The sequence below is a fragment of the Pseudoalteromonas sp. S4492 genome (assembly GCF_005886115.1).
GTDB classification, from domain to species: Bacteria; Pseudomonadota; Gammaproteobacteria; order Enterobacterales; family Alteromonadaceae; genus Pseudoalteromonas; species Pseudoalteromonas gelatinilytica.
In genome coordinates this window covers 55,940-74,817 of the sequence record NZ_PNCP01000027.1, presented here as the reverse complement: position 1 = coordinate 74,817, position 18,878 = coordinate 55,940, and the positions used below count along the sequence as shown (strand labels likewise).

The following is an 18,878-nucleotide window of genomic DNA, read 5'->3' as shown; positions in this document are numbered from 1 at the left end:
CAAATAAGACCTTAACTTAAACTGCTCAAATCTATTCTATTTTCACATTCAGCTTTTATATCAAAAGGAACAACCCAGAGCTTTAATGTACCACCTTCATAGTTAAAGCTATGTGGGAGTGTTGTACTAAACGCATCTGTTTTTGGGTAAATAAGGACTAAGCGCCCTTTACCATTTAAGTAGGTATGACCATAGCCAAGCATCTGATAAAAGTCAGCCTGAGAAAGCCCAAACTTGTCTTTTCGTTTAGAATTTTTCTCGTTTATTAATTTCCATTTTGTATCAAGCACAATGTCATTACTTTTATCAATATTACTTTTGCGTGAGATATATAAATCCGGTTTTAATAAAAAATATGGTGTATTACCATAATCAACTAAAGACTTTGTGCTAACCTGGGCAGATATCTCACCCAAACCTGTAATATGCTTTTTTATATACTGAGCAACAAAGCTCTCAAACACCGCTTCCATAGGAAACAACAACGAAAATGCATTGCGCTTGCCTTGCAAAGTTAACGGAGAAAACCCATCAATAATTAGCCTTGCCCACGCCAGTGAGGCTTCGTAATATTTCATTCCTCTATCTAACTTAACGCTGGCAAAGTCATTTTTAACATTATTACTTAGTGGTATATCTGCAAAAGCAAATAACAACTCTTGCAGTAGCTTTTGGTTATTAGCACTTCGGCTATAGCCTTTCACCTTGACAAGTGCAGTGTGTATTAGTCGATTAACCGGCCTATTTTGTAAGTAATCTTCGTACTCAACATAAAACTTATGTTTATTAATAAAGTTATGCTTAACTTGCTTTCCTACCAGAAGCTTTCCTTTTAAAAAGGCAACGTTATCTTCTTTTAGTAGATAGTCACTTTTAAGCCCGCGCTTTATTAAGGTATTTACAGAGGCTAAAAACTGGCTAATAAAAACCTCTAGTAAAGGTATTTTATTTTCAGCTAAATTAGCATTACTAGTTTGTAAGTGCCTAAACTGCTTAAGTGATTTAAGCATCATTAGTAATGAAGCGCGCGAGGCGCTATCATCACTATTTTTAGCTACTTTAGGCAATACCTCTATTTGGGTTCCATCGGGTGTAAAAATCACACCAGCATAGTTTTTAACTTGTAATACTTCACAGTGATCAACTTGCTTTAAGCGCATAAATCGGCTTTCTGAGTCATCACATAAACATAATTTTTTTAAATAGTTATATGCATCTCCAGAAATAGGCTCTATCTGGGGCGATGCTTGTACTTTGTCACTTTCATCATCACCATTACCCAAATACCCAAACTCAAAAACAGTAGTTTGCTTTTTAACTTCCAACATTAGTGAGTACTCGAAGATGTAACTTCACCCGCATCATCACTAGTGTTCGCTGGGCTTTTAAACACTGTATTGTCATAAATAGCTTGATAAGCTATTGGGTTATTCCATACTGAATCATGATCGTTAAATTCAGCTAAAGTGAAAGTTGTTTTCGTGTCTTCATAGGTTTCTAAACCATGATTATCACCAAAAATTTCATTATATTTTTCGTTTTTCGACTTTACAAAAATATATTGTTCTAATTCACTTTTTTCTTTTCGGTTGTCACCTAAAACTAAGCGAATTTTATTCCAGTCTTCAAAAAAGTACTCTTCAAGTAGCGGGATTATTTTATTTTTAAAGGTATTTTTAAGTTCACTAAAGGCTTTTTCTTCAGCATCATCGTCACTATTTAAAGCGTCTAAAACAGGAATTAAAAAAGCATGCCCTAATGCATGTTCTCGGTCATATAACACTTCAATGCGCTTATTCATTGTTTCAAGTAGTTGTTCTAAATTTATCCCCTTAACTACTTTGTCTTTAAACAACTCAGGTTGTGGCATCATTTCTATAAAGTCAAAACGACGTCGCAATGCAGTATCCATCATTGCCAACGATCTATCAGCTGTATTCATAGTGCCAATAATGTAAAGGTTATCAGGGACTGAAAACACGTCACCTGAGTATGGCAAAACAGTATCTAACTTTTCGTCATTACCAAGTCTTTTTGAAGGCTCAATAAGTGTAATGAGCTCACCAAATATTTTTGAAATGTTGCCTCGATTTATTTCATCGATAATTAAAACAAAGTTTTTGCGTTCAATATTGTTTGACTCAGTGGGTGAAACTAAACCCTTTAAGTACGAAACTAAAGGCCGATAATAAACACCTAGCCCAGATTTGTACTCTCGCTCACCATTAAAAATAGCTCTTAAAGTATTTATACTCAGTGTGTGATCTTTACTACCCCCCTGTTTTTCGAAGAATATTCGCTTGTCATTAAAATCGATTACTTTGAATGACACTTTCGACATAGGAACTTCAACAAACTCACTTTCAGCTAATTCGGCGCAAAATGCGTCCCAGCAACTATCAAAGCTATGCTGTACAGTTGATTCTTGAAAGGTACGATATTTAGTTGCTTCAATTACAATTTGTTTAAATACGCCATCTTCAACTTCATAGGAGATACTGCCGTTATCGCTAGATGCTTTAAGTCCTTCAACAAACTCTTCATATCCAAAGCTCTGATGGAATGTTAAAAATCTAATTTGACCATATTGCTTAAGCTCTTCGTAATATTCTTTATAAGTTGCTCTTAAATCTTGGTCATTTTCTACTTTTTGAGCAAAATAAGGATCTACAGCATCAACTGCTAACTTAACGGTATTAAATGTTTTCCCTGTCCCTGGTGGGCCATATAAAATGGAGTTTAGAGGGGGTAACTCAATTGACTTATTCATAGATGGAGCTTCTAAATCACTATTTGTAATTGCTTTACTAGGCAGAAATAGGTCAAAGTCTTGCTTAACATTGTTAAAAGCAAAGTCAATTAAAGCTGTTTTTTCTGGATTATCTGCTGTTACTTTCCAAATGCGAGGCCTGTATGTATAAAAATACCATGTCTTTTTATGAAAATCAGGATACCATTTTACCTTTAAATTAATACCATCATTTAAATTTTCAGTTACTTCACCAATAGCTTTAATGTCCATTACTGAAGCCATTTTACCGTCATTATCGAAAGGTAAATTATAGGTTTGTGTATAAACTGACTTTATAGCAATTTTATCGCCTGCTTTAATTTTTTTTACATTGTCATGGTATTTATTATCATCACCATTTTGCCAAATACCTTCTTTTGTAAAGCGCTCGGTTTGATCATCAATTGCGCCGTACGATGCACCTAAAAACCAATAAATGCTTTTTCCGTTTGACATGAAACATCCTTATCTTTTTTTAATTTAGGTTTAGCTCTATAAAACTTCTAAATTCGTAATTAGGCTAAATTCTAAAATTTAACTGACTATCAAGTTCACATAAATACTCAACAAAACACTCTTCTATTTTTATTAACTTTGCTATATCAAATTCTTTAGTATTGCCTGTGCCGTATAAAGCGTCGTCTTCTTCGTCAGGTTCTATTCCATGCACTATCTCACTGTGTAATTGGGCAAGGATATCTCTATCAATGTAGGGAGCTTCACTACAAAATTCTCCAACGGTATCAATTAAATTTGCATGAAACTCGTCAAACTTATCACGTTCTAAATTCTCTGGAAATTCAACTAAAGAGTCATAATAATCTTCTAATTCACAGGCTAACCGGTCTAACTCATTTGCATCCAAAATAAAATCTTTAGATCCATTATCATAAGCAATATGTAACTCGTTATGAGCTTCTAGCTCAGCTAACAAACTCTGCAAACATGAAACCATTACAGCTTGATCGACTAATGCTTGTGAATAATCAATTCCTATCTTTTCATAATCTGCTTTTATTTCTTGCTCAATTTCTTTTTTATTTATATTTAATTCATTTTCAATGGACGACATATTTAGTACCTATAAAACTTTAATTTTATAAAAAATAATCTACTAAAAAGCTAACTAGTAACTTGTGCTAGTTAGCCGAGGTACTGACCGGCGCATACTCTAAGTTTTTCTTCATATTTCCAATTAATATCGCTTGGTTAATTTCAGAATCAAAAAGTTGTTTTAACAAGTCTTTCTGATTGTTTATTAACTGGGCATGCTGAGGAGTTTGACCGCTAATGACTTCACGCGCTTTTGCATTACACCAAGTCTTATAATTAGATAAAATTAGGTTGTAATTTTTTGATGAAGTCTCAAGTATATGATCAGCCATTTTATATTTACCGAAGCGTTCATAAAGTTGGCTTTCTAAGCAAATAGTCTTCGGAAGCAAGTCCATCATCATATTTACAAAATCAAACATCAACTTTGCATGTTGTGCACTTGCAGAGTCTACATATCCAACTAAGTTATCAATAAGCGATAAAAGTTCATTTCTTTTAACTGCAAGTTGAGCCATGTATTGCACTGCAATCTCATGTGACTCCTCTACAAGTGCCTTGTCTAATAACAGCACTCTTGCCGACTCAATTAATCCAAAGTATTCTGATAGTTGACTCATAAAATATATAACATTTTGTGAGTGTACATCTTGCGAAACCAAATCAATCTGATCTTGCAACTTATCAATTTTATTAGCTAAATATTTTGTTTGTGCAACAATAGCACCCAATAAAAGCCCAGTAGATAAACCCGTAGCAGCAAGTTGAATTGTTTGAGCAGCTTGCATTTGCTTTAAAATAGAACCAAGCCCTTCAGAAGAATCTATCGTTTTTTCTACTAAAGGAAGCCACTGCTCTACTCCTTTATTGCTCACAGCAACACCATCTCTTAGGCGAATAGTCCCTCTCTGTAAACCCTCAATTACTTCAGGCTTTACTTTAGACCAATCGATGATTAAAACTTTTTCATACATTTAAAAAATATCCTTATTTTCTAATTGTTGGCGCATAGCAGCTACTTGAATAACAGCAGGAAGAGTAACTCTAAATGCAGGACCTGTAATCGCAGGAACAGTTATTAAACCATTAATTGCCCAACCGACTGGACCTGCAAAAATACTCAGTGTTCGAACAATTGTTGCATTAGCTGCTAACTGTAAACCTTTACCCATAATCATTCTAGCAATAGAGTTAGCAACAATTAACGCAACCTGATAACTAGCAAAGCCACCAAGCTTTATTGCCGAAATTATTGCCGTCATTGCGGCAGGGCCAGCTAACTTAGGGTCAACTTTTAGTGCTTTTGTTAACTCACTTTTTTGCTCATCGGTCATATCGTCCCATGAAGTCTCTATTAATTTGGCAAACATTGCTTTTTCTATTTCAATAGTCTCTGCATCAAAATTGGTTTTTACTTTAATACGCTTACATACATCCACTAAAATTTCACGATACGTAACACCTGTTCGACGAACAAGGTTAACCAAAGTATCACCACCATAATGCTGGAGCTCTGCAGCTACACTTTGCCACGCTTTTCGATAGTCACCTTTTGCATCTATAAATGCTTTATTTCCAGATAATGACTCTGTATTTCGTTTTTTCCCATCTTTATCAAACATCAAATGCTTAACGAGTACTTCTAGCATTTCTGCATCTGCATACTGTAAAAATGCTAAATCTTTATCTTCTCTATATTTATTTGACATCTGTATTCCCTATTTTAATTTACGATTAATTATATTGATTTATTATAAATAGCTACTTTTGGTACTTATAGATCGATTTTTTTTTCGATCAAGGGTTGTTTATTTCAAACCTTGTCATGAAACCTTCAAACACTTTATCGGCTCTATTCTCTGATAAAATACTTTTTAATGTTTCAATAGCTTTTAATTTTGAATGTTTATTTTTTATCATATAGGCATATACCAGCATTGCATGTCTGATATGCGTAATAGGTATGTCTACAGCTGAAAGTACGTCCAGAACAGTTGTAACAGCATTTGAATAACTAAAATCAGCTTCTTGTAGCAGTGTTGTAACAGCTAAGTTTTTTACCTTTTCTTCCTGAGTATCAAAGTTAGTAGCACTCTTAGACGTATTATCATTTAAATAGTCATAATGTGATGACTCTGAGTAGCGACCATCAGGTGAGTAACTTCCATTATTTATGTGTCTGCGTTCAATCTCAGCTTGATGTGATAGCTTTCTCGACATGTGCTTCCTCTAATTGTTTCAAATTTTTATTAAAATACTTAACCACCTCGGCAACAATGCCGACCAGCAAATAGCGTGTTATTTTTTACTGGCTTTTGCTAATATCGATTGCGTTAGATTATCCACCCGCTGTTTAGAGTTAGCGAGGTTCTTTTCTAAAGTGCCGGCTAAGGCGAAGTATTGTTCGAAGAGACGAACAGTTCGGTTTGTAAAAAATTCAAAGTTTGATTTTTTCACTGGCTACTTCTCCTTTTACTCAATAGGTATTGGCAACTTTAATACCAACACTATTGTCCTTTTTATTTTTCGTGTTTGATGTTTAGATTCTTCATCCAATTGCTAAGCGTTTGGTGATCTTTTATGCCAAGCATTTGAGCAGCATGTTTTTTAACATTACCACTTGCTTTTAAAGCAGCTAAAACATAAGCTTTTTTATATTTATCAACTAATTGTGTTATATCTATTTTATCATCGTATGACAGTATAACATCTGTAAAGCTTTCATTTTTAGCACGCTTAATCACGGCATTTGCTAAGTCATTTTCAGTTATTGTTTGTGAGTCAGACCATAAAAATGCACGGTTTAATGTGCTCCACAGCTCTCTAATATTACCTTGCCACGGTTGAGATAAAATAAACTTTATTCCCTTTTCGGAAATATTTTTACTTATGTAGTCGGGATGTTTGCTACCTGCTTTATTTATTTGCTCTACTAGTTGATTAACAATAACAGTGATGTCTTCAATCCGCTCTCGTAGCGCTGGCATTTGTACAATGCCCACTGCTAAGCGGTAAAATAAGTCTTCGCGAAACTTACCTTCTTCTACTAACTTTGATAAATCTTTATGTGTGGCTGCAATGACTCGAACATCGACATTAATGGTTTGGGTGTCACCTAAACGGTTGACCTCACCTTGTTGTAATGCCCTTAAAAGCTTTACCTGAATTTCGGGAGTTAATTCACCCACCTCATCTAAAAATAAAGTGCCTCCGTCGGCCTGTTCAAAGAGCCCTGGGTGATCTTTTTCTGCTCCAGTGAAGGCCCCTTTTTTATGACCAAACAAGGTTGAATCAACAAGGTTTTCTGCAAATGCTCCGCAGTTAATTACTTTTAATGGCTTGCTTGCTCGTAAGCTTCCTTTGTGAATGGCTGTTGCCATTAGCTCTTTACCGGTTCCGGTTTCGCCAAAGATAAGTGCGGGTACTTCTGAAGCTGCAATCTTTTTAGCTTTGTTGACTACTTTTTGCATTTGCACTGATTTTGCAGTGAGTGCTGAAAAAGCTTGCTCAATTTTAGGCTCAGAGGTTGCCGTATTCGCTATGTTTTTAGATGCTGACTTTACATACTCTTGGCCAAAATCAATTGGGATATCAACGTGTAGCAACTCATTCTTTGGGGTTGCTTGAAGGAATTGAACGTTCGCTTTACCTTTACCGATAAGAACCGATAAAGTGGTCATTGCTGGCGTGCCTGAGGTCAGGTTTATTGATAACGAGTCAGCTTCTTTACTTAATTTATTGATCCAAAGCGCTGTTACTTGGTGAATAGACTCATAATCAATTGGGCTGGCTATATTGGCTTTATGTACCTGAATATCATGATATGGTTTTCCAATTGTAGCCATTCGCTTTTTTACAAAATCTTCAAACTTTTTCCAATATTTTTGCTGATGATTTGAGAGTATTACAATTTTATCAAAAGGAGTTTGAGAGTTAGTAGCGAGAGTTGAAATTGAAGCATTTTTTTCACCATCGAGCATGTTATCAATGTCTTTGGTGCCCAGCCAAGAAAGAAGTATATTCACAGTCCATTTGCTCATATTGTTACTTTGTTAACTATATTACAGTAAATAATAAAATTTACCTATAAAAAGTAATAAGTTAGCCCCTTATTCATCACTAAAATTTTCCACGTCAGATTGATTTATGTTGTATTTCTATACGAGTCTAAGTCTTTATCTTGACTAATAAAGTTTGTGAAAAGGTTCTCTATAAATGAAGAATAATATTTTGTGATCGACCATCAACTCCTAATAATCATATACAACAATTAAAAATGACATTTGATGTACTACTTGTTTTTACAAGAAAGAAGTTTGGTAAACAACTCTATTAAGATAGTGTTTATGAGATTTGTTTTATGTAGAAAGGAAAATTTTGCAAGTTTTAGTGTTTTTTGGTTCATTACGCTTTTAATTAAAAAAGGAGTAGCACGCTACTCCTTTATTGCCCTCAAGCCTCGCCTTACATTATCGTTGGCAATACGCTTTTGCATTACCACAATGGAAAAGTATATTTGCGTACAATTCCCTCACTAGTATTATCAGAGTGAACTCTGACTACCCAGACATTGAGTAGTGAGCCGGCAAATAACGGCTCGTGGCGTATTTCGTGAGTTATGATTAGGCCGCTATTTTTAAATGCAAAAATAGCTTTCTTTATCCTATGAATGCGTTTGTTTGATTTGCGATATGGTCTCTTTTATAGAATTTTGAGTACGCTCATTATTAAGCTCTGGCTCGAACTCACGCTCAATTTTTTCTTTAAAGTCATCATCAAAGTCATTCTCTAATTCCGTATCGAATAAATCATCAAAGCGCTCAGGGCTTTCGTTGCAAGGTTGGTCATCGTAATCCGAATAATCAAAGGTACCCTCCTGAATATCTTCGAGCAGAAACACCATCATTTTATAAAACAACACTTTTACACCACGATAGTTGAGTTGTTTATTAGCATAAACATCAGGCTCAAAAATTGACCAAAGCCCCTCAAAATCAGGGTTTTCTTTGTTTAACATTAAATGATTAATTTTATGGTCGTTTTTGAGAATGATACTGCGGATTGAGTCAACTAAAGTTAGAAGATCCTGCGTTGATATATATCTAAACATAGATATGCTCCTTTATTTTTATATGGGTTTAAACCGCTGTAACGGCTTTTAACTAAAAAGGAACGAGGAAGGGGAAATATTAAGAAAGCGAACCCAAGGGTTCGCCAGTTTTAACTTTTTTCGATGATTTCTAACCAGCTTTCTTCAGCGTAACTGAAGAAAGTTGTTGGTTTAGTTAAGAATATCGCTTCGAACTCCGCTGAAAATAAATGACAGAATTCTTTTATTTGCTCAATGTACAGAAGCAAAAAAGCATACATTTCTACACCATCTAAATAGCGCCCTGAAAAATCAGGATTATCATCAAAAAGCTGCTTTGAGATGCTTATACCCAATACACTGCCTACCCTATCTCTGTGCATATAAATGTAATGGCTAAAGCTAAGTTCGATTAAATCGCTTGTAGACGCTTCATCAACATCTGCTAATAGCAAAATCGTTGAATTGTCATCCCAAGGTGATTTACTCGCGCGTTGATACTCTCTGATGAATTGTGATTTTGATGTACTCATGAGTTTCCTAGTTAGTGTTTGACCTAACACTAACTAGGCTTATGTGATGGTAACGAATGGTAAGTAACAGAGGTAAATTTCACCTCTGTGTTACGCTTTTCTCATTCAGTGTTACGAGTTAATGGCGCTGTGTTACGTAGTAATTTAAGAGAAAATAAAGGAGGGAAAGCGTGTGAAAAAATGCATAAAATTGATAAAAAGTCGATTTAGTTAATACAATTTGCTTTTCCATCAAACTTAGTTAATACTTAGCTTTGTTGTTGATTTGTCAAAAATCACCAACACAAAAAAGAACACAGCAAAATTCAACTATTTGTTTTTCCTCATTAAATTATGGCACCTAGTACTTATCACAGTTAATACATTTGTTATTGATGAGTAATGCCATGACACACCTTTAAGCACGATGATGGAGTATTGCCTTTAAAAGCTAATCTAGATTTCAAAAAGCAGCGAAAATTGCAGCCGCGTAATATAGATTGCTGCGAATGAAGTTTCTTTGATCTAGATCAAGTTTAAAAGTAGTTAAGATCCTTCGAGAGCGATATTTCAGTAGTAATGGAGTGGGATTATCTACCGAACCAAGCTATGTGATGAGATAAGTGAGAGGTTTTATGATGACTAAGTGGGTGTTCGTATGTGTAGTAGTCATAAGAGCATTGCTTATAACTAGATATAAATAAGTTAGAGTGTTTATTCGGTAGCTCTCTTTTTCGCAGCTGCCAACGCAATAAAACAGCTACCGCATTGCGCCTTAAATACAATTTTTACTGCAAACTAAAAATGCCCGCGGTGGCGGTCGTCTTGAAGCGTTTGTTATAACTATATTCCAAACTGTGTGCCTAAATTACTTTATACAAGCCACGTTTTATACGCTCAAAGATGGCGCTATCAGTCTTTGCACATTCACACGCCCCTATACAAGTATGGTTAATACAGTGATCAGAGGGATGAATCCATCTTTCATCAAATGATGGCATTTTTAGTTTGATGATCGATTTGATTTCCTTTGTAGTTAACTCAGAACCACGAAACTCTACAAAACATTCCCTAATTTTACCATGATGTCGGGCAAAACTTCCCATGGCGAATATTTCCCTTTAATTATAAAACCGTAATATATGGCGTAAAAATCTTGGCTATAAATAGCGAAAAGTGAGCACAAACCAAGCTTTAGACGTCAATTCATTAATGTATTTATTATGTATTCTCAGCTAACCAGTTACAATTCTATGTTTTTGTTTGATTGGTTCAGTTGATGACCAACCCATTTCTTCAGCAACCAGCTTGGCAAGTGACCTAATTTCTTCCCAATTAGGATCGTCAAATAAAGCACTACTTTCAAGATACATGGCTGAGAATTGCGCACCTGAATGCTGATTAATAAAAACATCTAACGCCTCAATAGATGCTGCTTGTTTAGGTGTTAAATCACTAACTTTCAAGTCGTCTAAGCATTCACCAAACTCAAGCACCAACTCATCACCAATAGCCGCGAAACTTGGATATAGTTCCTCTTGGACTTTTGCTGATGCAGCAAGTGCCATAATCGAATTTTTCAGGTTATCCATATTTCTACCGGAGTACATAACACCTCACTTAGGGACACAAATGAGTGACTAAAGCGGTTGTTTAATAACCATTTACTCTGCACTATCTCTCAAGGTTTTCGGAATATAGCGAATTAATTGTTCAGAACTTTGAATAGTTAAACGCTGCTTTGGGAACTCATGTAGTTGAATATTTAAGTACTCAGTTTTTGAAACTGGTTTAGCCATACGCTTGAGAAAGCCCGGAGTATTTTCTGAAAACAAACCACTTTCTAATGTAACAGCCGAGATTTCTTGCCAGGGAATAAACAGGTTTTTATGACCAAACTTAAAGGGAAAAAGCACTCTTAAATAAAGCCCCCTGTTATTTGCTGCAACCTTTAAGATTCCGTTATGTCGTATTTTACCAATATACCCACTTCCAATTCGGAAGCTTTCTTCTAAACCCCAGTCATTATTTTTTCTGTATCTTTTAGCTAAGTTTTGCCAGCCACTTTCTTTTCCTAGTCCATAACAAACTCCAAACCAACCAACTACAAAAACAACATAAAACCAGTTTGAAGTGAGAAAAGACGATAAAACTGTCTGAGAGTAGATCACATACTCTTGAACTAAAGGAGGTATTTCACCTCCACTTCCCACGTAGATGAATAGAACAAAAAACGAAAGGAAAGAAATAGTCCAAATCAATCCAATAAACTTAAAAACAATCTTCATACTTTCCTTGTGTCCTAATCAGCTTGCGTGCGGCATAATTTTTTTGTTAAGTACGTGTTTAGTACAACCTATCAAATTTCATTACTCTGTAAAACTCACCAGTACTAGAGCATTTATAGTTGCTACCATTTAACCCCCCGCCTTTGACCTTTACGAGAGTTTTGTCTTCGAAATAACACGTATTCAAAGTGGACGTGAATATAGCCTCACCTCTGAAATGATTAAAACCACCATAAATGGAAGCACCATTTTCAGTCATCTGTGATATTGCAGTTACAAACTTTAATTTTCGAGACAAGTGCAGAAATCTTCCATAAGTATCAATGCGCCGATAAGGGGCTAAAAATTGTTTGCTAAATGTTGAGGAGCCAAAACAGCAAACTGTTTTTTGTACTTGTTTATTAGATTGTTGGGGCTACTTTTACCCAAATGGTGATTTAAAGCAACCACGTTTATACTCTTGAATTGTTATATCAGCACTAAAGAGACTTTAAGGCTTAATTTAGCTTCGCTTACTAACTCTTCTGAAAGAGCCAAGAATCTGAAGCTGATATTTAGTTCAATGTCTGCGTCCATTTGGTCTGTCCATAGATGCATAAGAATTTAATAGTGCGAGTTACATATTTTTCTGCTTATTCGTAATGCGAAAAGGCTACAGCAATACGCAGCGTTAATTTGTTATGCAACTTCCAACCACAAATCAATATTGAATTCCTTTAGGTGTTTTTTAATTGCACCTATTAGATTAATAATTTCTTGTTCAGGAATTACTTGGGCTTTGATATAAATATCGCTATTACCCTGACCATACTTGGATATCCATTCATCGGAGAAGATGGTATCCGTATAGCTTTGAATCTTAGTTTTCAGAAGTTGTTCGTGATACTCACAATCCCTTAGTGCACTTGACACTATAATAACCAAATCGACACCACCACCTTTTCTTTCTCCAACGATATCGATTTTATCTAAGCCCTGAATAGGGTCATCCATGTTAGATTCCTTAAGTTACGTGATATTTAAGTCTTTGTGTGGCATGCGGTTTGTGAAGCAAGAGCAAAGCAACTGGTTTTGTCAGCGCTTTTGATTTGCCTTGTTATATGCAAGTGACACAAATTTCAATATGTCATCTAACAATATTAGTATTGCAAAGCTAATTAATAAAACAATTAAGTAGTACAAATTATAAGGTGACCAACTAACAAGTAGTGTGACTTTATCACTATCTGATAAACAAGACTCTAAGATGCCATTTAAGCAGCGTTTTTGAGCTAAAATGAACTGCTCACTGCTTCTATATGACATTCCAAACATAGTACTTGTGTAGCCTAATATGCCAAACAAGAGTCCTTTCAAAATCCTTTTATACATTTTAATAGACACTCTAAACCTTCATGTTCATTTAATTTTTTAGTGTGCTCATCGCACATATTTCTGCCAATGCCACGCTCATTTATCTATCTTATATAGTTCTAACAAAGTTTCTAAGGTATTGCTATAAAAAAGAAAACCTAACAAAATACAAGTATCGTCTTTAAGCAATGACTATCTAGCTGCTCTTCGGCTCTAGCTCATTGCAGCCCTGCTTCGAGTCAGTAGGATCTGGACTAGCGCTTTCTGCTCAAGATTGCTACCGTAAATAGTCTAAGGGCGGTTGTGAGTGAACAACGAGCATATAACATAACCGCTCGATGTCAGCATTGGTTGTTTTGAAGTCATATCTGCCAATCAAATAAAGGTGTATTATTACTCTCATAATTGATTACTAATTAGAGCGTCATGCTTAAAGTTATTTGTTTGCATATGATGGAATGGAATGGAATTGGTTATTAATAGTACATTAAGATGAATGGGTACAAAGAGAGGTTAAAAACCAGGACGTTAACTCAGAACTCCAAACTTTGTTTTAAACAATACTTTCACACCAATATCGTTCCGTTACCTATCGCCCTAGGGTGATTTACTCGCGCGTTGATACTCTCTGATGAATTGTGATTTTGATGTACTCATGAGTTTCCTAGTTAGTGTTTGACCTAACACTAACTAGGATTGCGAGTTGGTAATTATCTAAAAGAGGCTAATTGAGGACATATACTTTGAATTAGAGTAGTAGCTAAATACCTTTAAGAATTTGTATAAAACAGCTAGCAGTTCCAATCCAATTTGTAATAAAAAACCCAACACTTCGATAGTATTGGGTTTATTCATTTATAACGCTCTACTTCAAGTTTGAGTTAACGGCTAAACCAAACCGCAAAACCAAATTGAGCAATAGCAAAAATGATATGCGCAACAATAATGTAGGCATAGGTCTGAAATTTATTCGGAATTAAACGCGCAAAAAAACCACCACCTAATCCAGGCATGAGTATACCTAGACCTGCGAGAGTACTTAAAATTACACCGACTATAACAGTAGGCATTACCGTTGGGTTTTCGATAAAACCAACACCATAAATAAGCAGAATAAGAGCTGCATATGCAATACCGACTAAGTAATGAAATACCCAACCAGTCGCTTTTTCAATCAAAGATGGTGCATTTTTGTTGCTCTGGTCTAAAACAAAATTACCAGATGTGATACCGATTAACCAACGTCCAACAATGCCCCAGTCAGTCGGCGGGATCTTTGTAATCGTTTTAACTAGAACACCCCAAACATCTAAAGCAATTGTTGAACCTACACCAACAATTAAACAAAAAAGTATAATATTTTCCATACATCTCCACTTATAGGCAAAGTTATTAATAGCGAACAAATTATGGATCGATTATTCCATAATATCTAGCATTGAAATTGAATGTTGCTCTAAAATAGAAACAGTAAAGACTCAGAAATGGTAGAAATTGTTTACATTGAAATTACTGCCAATTAGAAAGTAAGAGACCAACAGCCTCTTGAAGCTGTTTTTTCTTATAACCATCTTTCGCTTTTATTGATATTCCTTTAACAAAGCTATCAATCATTAAAGCATATGCATCTGCATTGATATCTTCTGGCAATTCCCCCTTATCTATTGCACGAATTACACAACGCAAAATAGCTTCCGTCGTTTTATTTCTTACTTGATAAGTTAACTCCTCAACATCTTTATTATCATCGCAACAGTTTAAACCAGACAAAACAGCCATACAGCCTAAAGGTGAAGTTGAGGATGTTTGGACTTCGATCAGATGATTCAACATATTTTGCATAGCCTCCCTAGGCCTTACGCTGTCATTATCTAAGTAAGAGGTCACTTCACCACATGTTTGCGTATAGAGGCTTAGGCATTCTTCAAAAAGCTCTTTTTTAGAGCCAAAGGCTGCGTAAAAACTAGCTGAAGATAGATTTAATGTATCTCTAAGATCAGCTAATGAGGTGCTTTCAAAACCCTTAGCCCAAAAGATATTCATCGCAGCTTCTAATGCGATGTCTCGGTCAAATTTTCTAGGTCGACCTGTTCTAGCCATAACTACTCCTTAAAAAAACTATTATAGATTAGTCAATCCATAAGTTGTTGACAAGCATTTTTACCTCGTTTAAATTATGGATCAACCAATCCAAAACTAAACGAGAAATAATATGCCAATCGCATTATACGCTCTCGCTGCAGCATCATTTGCCATAGGAATGGCTGAGTTTGTTGTAGTGGGAATACTTCCAGCCATAGCTAATGATATGAATGTTGATATTCCAACAGCTGGTCAATTAGTTTCTTTGTATGCCTTAGGAGTTGCTGTTTCTGCGCCGCTATTAACAGCCGCTACGGGGAAAATAGAGCGACGTACTCTATCTGTTACGCTGATGATCGCTTTTGTATTAGCTAACCTTATAGCTTGGCAGGCCAACAGTTATGCAATGCTGTTATTGTCTAGAGTACTAGCAGGCGTGGTGCAAGGAGTCTTTTACTCAATGGCGACTGTTGTAGCAGCCAATTTGGTATCAAAAGATAAATCAGGTCAAGCGATCGCTCTTGTCTTTATGGGACTAACCGTTGCTTTAGTATCAGGGGTTCCATTAGGGACTTTTATATCAGATCTTTTCGGCTGGAGAGCAACCTTTTTATTTATAAGTATTCTTGGCTTGATCTCCGCTGTTGCACAATGGCTATATTTGCCAAAAAAAGTAGAGCGCCCTAGTCCTGCTAAATTACACCAACAACTAAGTATTATTTTAATACCTAGAATCTTGCTTGTTTTACTTATTACCTTATTTAGCTATGGCGGTGCATTCGTTGCTTTTACCTACCTTTCTGAAATTTTACAAAATGTGACCAAGTTTTCTGTGAGTACAGTAAGTATGGTTTTAGTGCTTTACGGCATTGCCGTAACTATTGGCAATATTTTTTGCGCGAAATTGGCAAGTAATAAAGGGCCAATTAAAACGATGGTCTCTATGTTTGCCATTTTAAGTTGTGTTTTAGCCCTTATAGAGCCTGTAGCTGCTAACCCTTATCTAATGGTGCCATTAATAATGGTATGGGGCGCTTTAGCATTTGGCAGTATACCCGTTTTACAACTTTACATTGTTCAGCAAGCAGAAAAGTACGCCCCTCAATCTGTAGATGCTGCATCAGGACTGAATATTTCTGCATTTAACGCAGGTATCGCATTAGGCGCATGGGGAGGAGGAATCGTCGTAGCAAATTATCACTTATTAGCAACTGGTACAGTCGCAGCCGTTGTTGTAGCAATAAGCATTATGTTGGTTTTGTTAAGTGGGTATTTAGATAAAACAAAGGTGGAACTATCTAAAGAACAATCAACTGCAGATATAGCATAATATAGAGGTATACATGTCAGTCAAATCAGTAACTAAAGAGAACTTTAAATCTATCGTTTCAGAGCCTGGTGTAAAATTAATTCGGTTTTGGGCTTCATGGTGTGCGCCTTGTATGATGATGGCTCCTATTTATAAAAACGCAGCAAATAAGCTTAGTGATAAAGCTTTGCTCGGAGAAGTCGATGTCATTGCCCAACCAGACCTAGCAAATTTGCACAGAATTAGGAGTATCCCTACAACTGTATTGTATAAAGATGGCAAACATATGGGGCAATTTTCAGGTGTGCTCAATGAAAGTGAGCTACTTTCGATAGTCAATCAAGCATTAAACTAAAATATTGATCAGACTACTCTCCTGAAAGACACAACCATATTCAACATGGTTGTGTCTTTTTCGCATAACTAGTTTGGGATTTTTATTTTAAAAACTTGATTAGCCAAATCGACAGCAAAACCATCCAAGCTAGTTAAAATATCATTTCCCAAAATAATGAGAGGAGTTTGATTTGTATCCGATAAGTTAAAGCGAAAAGAAACATATCCAATGTAAAAGTATTAATTCAAATTTCCCATTTATTGACAATAGCAATACTTACCTCATTATAATGTATTTCCTAAATACGTAGTTAGATAGAGCTGATGGGTAGAAGTTATTCAACAAATGATGTGCAATCGAGTGAGAGCTTTAGATATTGACAGGGATTAGTTGAAAACACTTATTCAGCACCAACTCACAATAATAATCTAAACTTTTCTGGCTTAACGTGAGCAACTAACTCCAGACAGTGAATTGATATTTTAAAATACTCGCTAGTTTTGACCTAACTTCAAATAAAAAGAAGTAGTACGCTACTTCCCTAATTCGATAACCCTTTACTAAAGATTCGTTTTAAATTGACTGACGGCCTCAACCACTTCTTTAGCACCTTTTTGAATATCATCGATTACACTCCCTGCGCTATTAGATAACTCTAATGCATCTTTTGCTTCTACTAGGCTAGATTCAATTTGAGTTACAGCATCTTGTGTAAGTACTTTATTTTCAGTCACGACACCTATTATCTGCTCAGTAGCGGCACTCGTTCTTGATGCAAGCTGCCTTACTTCATCAGCTACAACAGAGAACCCGCGTCCTTGTTCTCCTGCTCTTGCTGCTTCTATTGCAGCATTGAGAGCAAGTAGATTAGTTTGGTCTGCAATACCTTTAATACTATCGACCAAGTCAGCTACTTTAGCTGACTGTACATCTAATTTATTGATACCTTCACTGGCTGTTTCGAGTTTCTTAGACAGGGCGTTCATCGTTGATATTGTTTGCTTTACAACTTCTAATCCGCTTTCTGCATCGGCGTCTGTTTGCTTTGAAATATCGTAAGCAATCTCTGCAGTCTGTGAGATTGCTTGCTCTCTTCTCATTTGCTCTGTAATGACAGTAGCGAACTTAGCAACTTTATATAAAACACCATTGTCGTCATGAATTGGGTTATATGAGGCTTCAAGCCATACCTCATTCCCGTGGCTATCAATCCTTTTAAAACGGTCTGAAATAAAGCGCCCTTGCTTCAACTCAGACCAAAACTGCTGGTAAGAACTCGATTCAACTTCATGTGAGTCACAAAACATACTGTGGTGCTTTCCTAAAATTTGATTTTGAGAGTACCCCATGGCTTTCAAAAAGTTATCGTTAGCATTGAGTATTATTCCATCCAGACTAAATTCAATCACAGCAGAAGAGCGACTGAGAGCAGTAAGCATATCTTCTTTCTCTCTTGATTGAGATATAGTTCTTGTCAGTTCAGCTGAGTACACGGCAAGTTCGCCATTTATTGGTTGTAAAATGCTTCTAAGCCACAGTTCACGACCTGTATTAGTTTGTAATTGTAAGGCACCGTGCCAATGGTTTAACTTATTTATTGCCGAGAGTAATTTTTGTGTGTGGGGTTTATTAATTGATTTTTTTAGGAGCAAATCATTTAGGTTTTTACCAACTAGATCATTCGCTTGAAGGTCTAGCGCTGCTGCAAATCGCTCATTTACTTCAATGATGGTGCTATTTTTATTCAGCAAAAAATACAACATCTCTTCTTTGAGCTCATGCTTTATATTTTCGTATTCAGCAGCCTGCTCTTTTAAATAAATATTTTCGGATAACAGTTTGCGATTAGTAAACCACATTAGAAATATTCCTTTGAATTATGAACTCAAGATTTGAGAGGTTCTTATCATCATACAAATATAATTAGTTATTAATAGTACATTAAGATGAATGGGTACAAAGAGAAGTTAGAAACCATGTAAGTTAACTCTAAGCTCCAAACGTAGTTTTAAACAATACTTTCACACCAAGATCGTTCCGTTACTTATTGCACTAACGTGGTTT

17 protein-coding genes are annotated in these 18,878 nt (G+C 35.7%); 2 read left to right on the top strand and 15 right to left on the bottom strand.

The window, feature by feature from the left end; translation table 11 throughout:
- Positions 1–11 precede the first annotated feature (11 nt).
- From CWC28_RS08505 to CWC28_RS08435, 14 genes are all read right to left on the bottom strand, one after another.
- On the bottom strand, positions 12–1,328 hold the full coding sequence (locus CWC28_RS08505; protein ID WP_130167728.1) for an McrC family protein: 1,317 nt from the start codon (positions 1,326–1,328) through the stop codon (positions 12–14).
- Positions 1,328–3,247, bottom strand: coding sequence for an McrB family protein (locus CWC28_RS22525; RefSeq protein WP_249324952.1), 1,920 nt, complete (start codon positions 3,245–3,247; stop codon positions 1,328–1,330). The genes CWC28_RS08505 and CWC28_RS22525 overlap by 1 nt, the downstream gene beginning before the upstream one ends.
- Before the next feature lie 64 nt (positions 3,248–3,311).
- A complete protein-coding gene (locus CWC28_RS08495; protein WP_130167729.1) occupies positions 3,312–3,863 on the bottom strand; it encodes a hypothetical protein in 552 nt (183 codons plus the stop codon).
- Between the two features lie 67 nt (positions 3,864–3,930).
- The gene (locus CWC28_RS08490; protein WP_130167730.1) at positions 3,931–4,818 is read right to left on the bottom strand and encodes a hypothetical protein; all 888 of its coding nucleotides are present in this window, start codon (positions 4,816–4,818) and stop codon (positions 3,931–3,933) included.
- A complete protein-coding gene (locus tag CWC28_RS08485; RefSeq protein ID WP_138624982.1) occupies positions 4,819–5,553 on the bottom strand; it encodes a YaaW family protein in 735 nt (244 codons plus the stop codon).
- A gap of 88 nt (positions 5,554–5,641) precedes the next feature.
- Positions 5,642–6,064: a hypothetical protein gene (locus CWC28_RS08480; RefSeq protein ID WP_130167732.1), complete on the bottom strand. Its 423-nt coding sequence runs from the start codon at positions 6,062–6,064 to the stop codon at positions 5,642–5,644.
- 299 nt (positions 6,065–6,363) lie between these two features.
- Complete coding sequence (locus CWC28_RS08470; protein ID WP_240701541.1) at positions 6,364–7,884, bottom strand: sigma-54 interaction domain-containing protein; 1,521 nt, start codon at positions 7,882–7,884, stop codon at positions 6,364–6,366.
- Positions 7,885–8,507: 623 nt separating this feature from the next.
- Positions 8,508–8,954: a hypothetical protein gene (locus CWC28_RS08465; protein ID WP_130167733.1), complete on the bottom strand. Its 447-nt coding sequence runs from the start codon at positions 8,952–8,954 to the stop codon at positions 8,508–8,510.
- Positions 8,955–9,064: 110 nt separating this feature from the next.
- Complete coding sequence (locus tag CWC28_RS08460) at positions 9,065–9,466, bottom strand: hypothetical protein (protein WP_130167734.1); 402 nt, start codon at positions 9,464–9,466, stop codon at positions 9,065–9,067.
- Positions 9,467–10,680: 1,214 nt separating this feature from the next.
- The gene (locus CWC28_RS08455) at positions 10,681–11,037 is read right to left on the bottom strand and encodes a hypothetical protein (RefSeq protein WP_063704283.1); all 357 of its coding nucleotides are present in this window, start codon (positions 11,035–11,037) and stop codon (positions 10,681–10,683) included.
- Positions 11,038–11,109: 72 nt separating this feature from the next.
- Positions 11,110–11,733: a hypothetical protein gene (locus CWC28_RS08450; protein WP_138624981.1), complete on the bottom strand. Its 624-nt coding sequence runs from the start codon at positions 11,731–11,733 to the stop codon at positions 11,110–11,112.
- Positions 11,734–12,411: 678 nt separating this feature from the next.
- Positions 12,412–12,726 carry a DUF6572 domain-containing protein gene (locus CWC28_RS08445; RefSeq protein WP_063704278.1) on the bottom strand — a complete coding sequence of 105 codons (315 nt, stop codon included), beginning with the start codon at positions 12,724–12,726 and terminating at the stop codon, positions 12,412–12,414.
- A 1,241-nt stretch (positions 12,727–13,967) separates the two neighbouring features.
- Positions 13,968–14,453 carry a DUF2938 family protein gene (locus tag CWC28_RS08440; RefSeq protein ID WP_105173679.1) on the bottom strand — a complete coding sequence of 162 codons (486 nt, stop codon included), beginning with the start codon at positions 14,451–14,453 and terminating at the stop codon, positions 13,968–13,970.
- 142 nt (positions 14,454–14,595) lie between these two features.
- On the bottom strand, positions 14,596–15,186 hold the full coding sequence (locus CWC28_RS08435) for a TetR/AcrR family transcriptional regulator (RefSeq protein ID WP_063704271.1): 591 nt from the start codon (positions 15,184–15,186) through the stop codon (positions 14,596–14,598).
- Between the two features lie 112 nt (positions 15,187–15,298).
- Between CWC28_RS08435 and CWC28_RS08430 the strand changes: the two genes are divergently transcribed.
- Both CWC28_RS08430 and CWC28_RS08425 read left to right on the top strand, forming a co-directional pair.
- Positions 15,299–16,498 carry an MFS transporter gene (locus CWC28_RS08430; RefSeq protein WP_063704269.1) on the top strand — a complete coding sequence of 400 codons (1,200 nt, stop codon included), beginning with the start codon at positions 15,299–15,301 and terminating at the stop codon, positions 16,496–16,498.
- A gap of 13 nt (positions 16,499–16,511) precedes the next feature.
- Positions 16,512–16,832 carry a thioredoxin family protein gene (locus CWC28_RS08425; protein ID WP_063704267.1) on the top strand — a complete coding sequence of 107 codons (321 nt, stop codon included), beginning with the start codon at positions 16,512–16,514 and terminating at the stop codon, positions 16,830–16,832.
- Positions 16,833–17,374: 542 nt separating this feature from the next.
- Here CWC28_RS08425 and CWC28_RS08420 read toward each other — a convergent pair.
- The gene (locus CWC28_RS08420) at positions 17,375–18,673 is read right to left on the bottom strand and encodes a PAS domain-containing methyl-accepting chemotaxis protein (RefSeq protein WP_105173680.1); all 1,299 of its coding nucleotides are present in this window, start codon (positions 18,671–18,673) and stop codon (positions 17,375–17,377) included.
- Between the last annotated feature and the right edge of the window lie 205 nt (positions 18,674–18,878).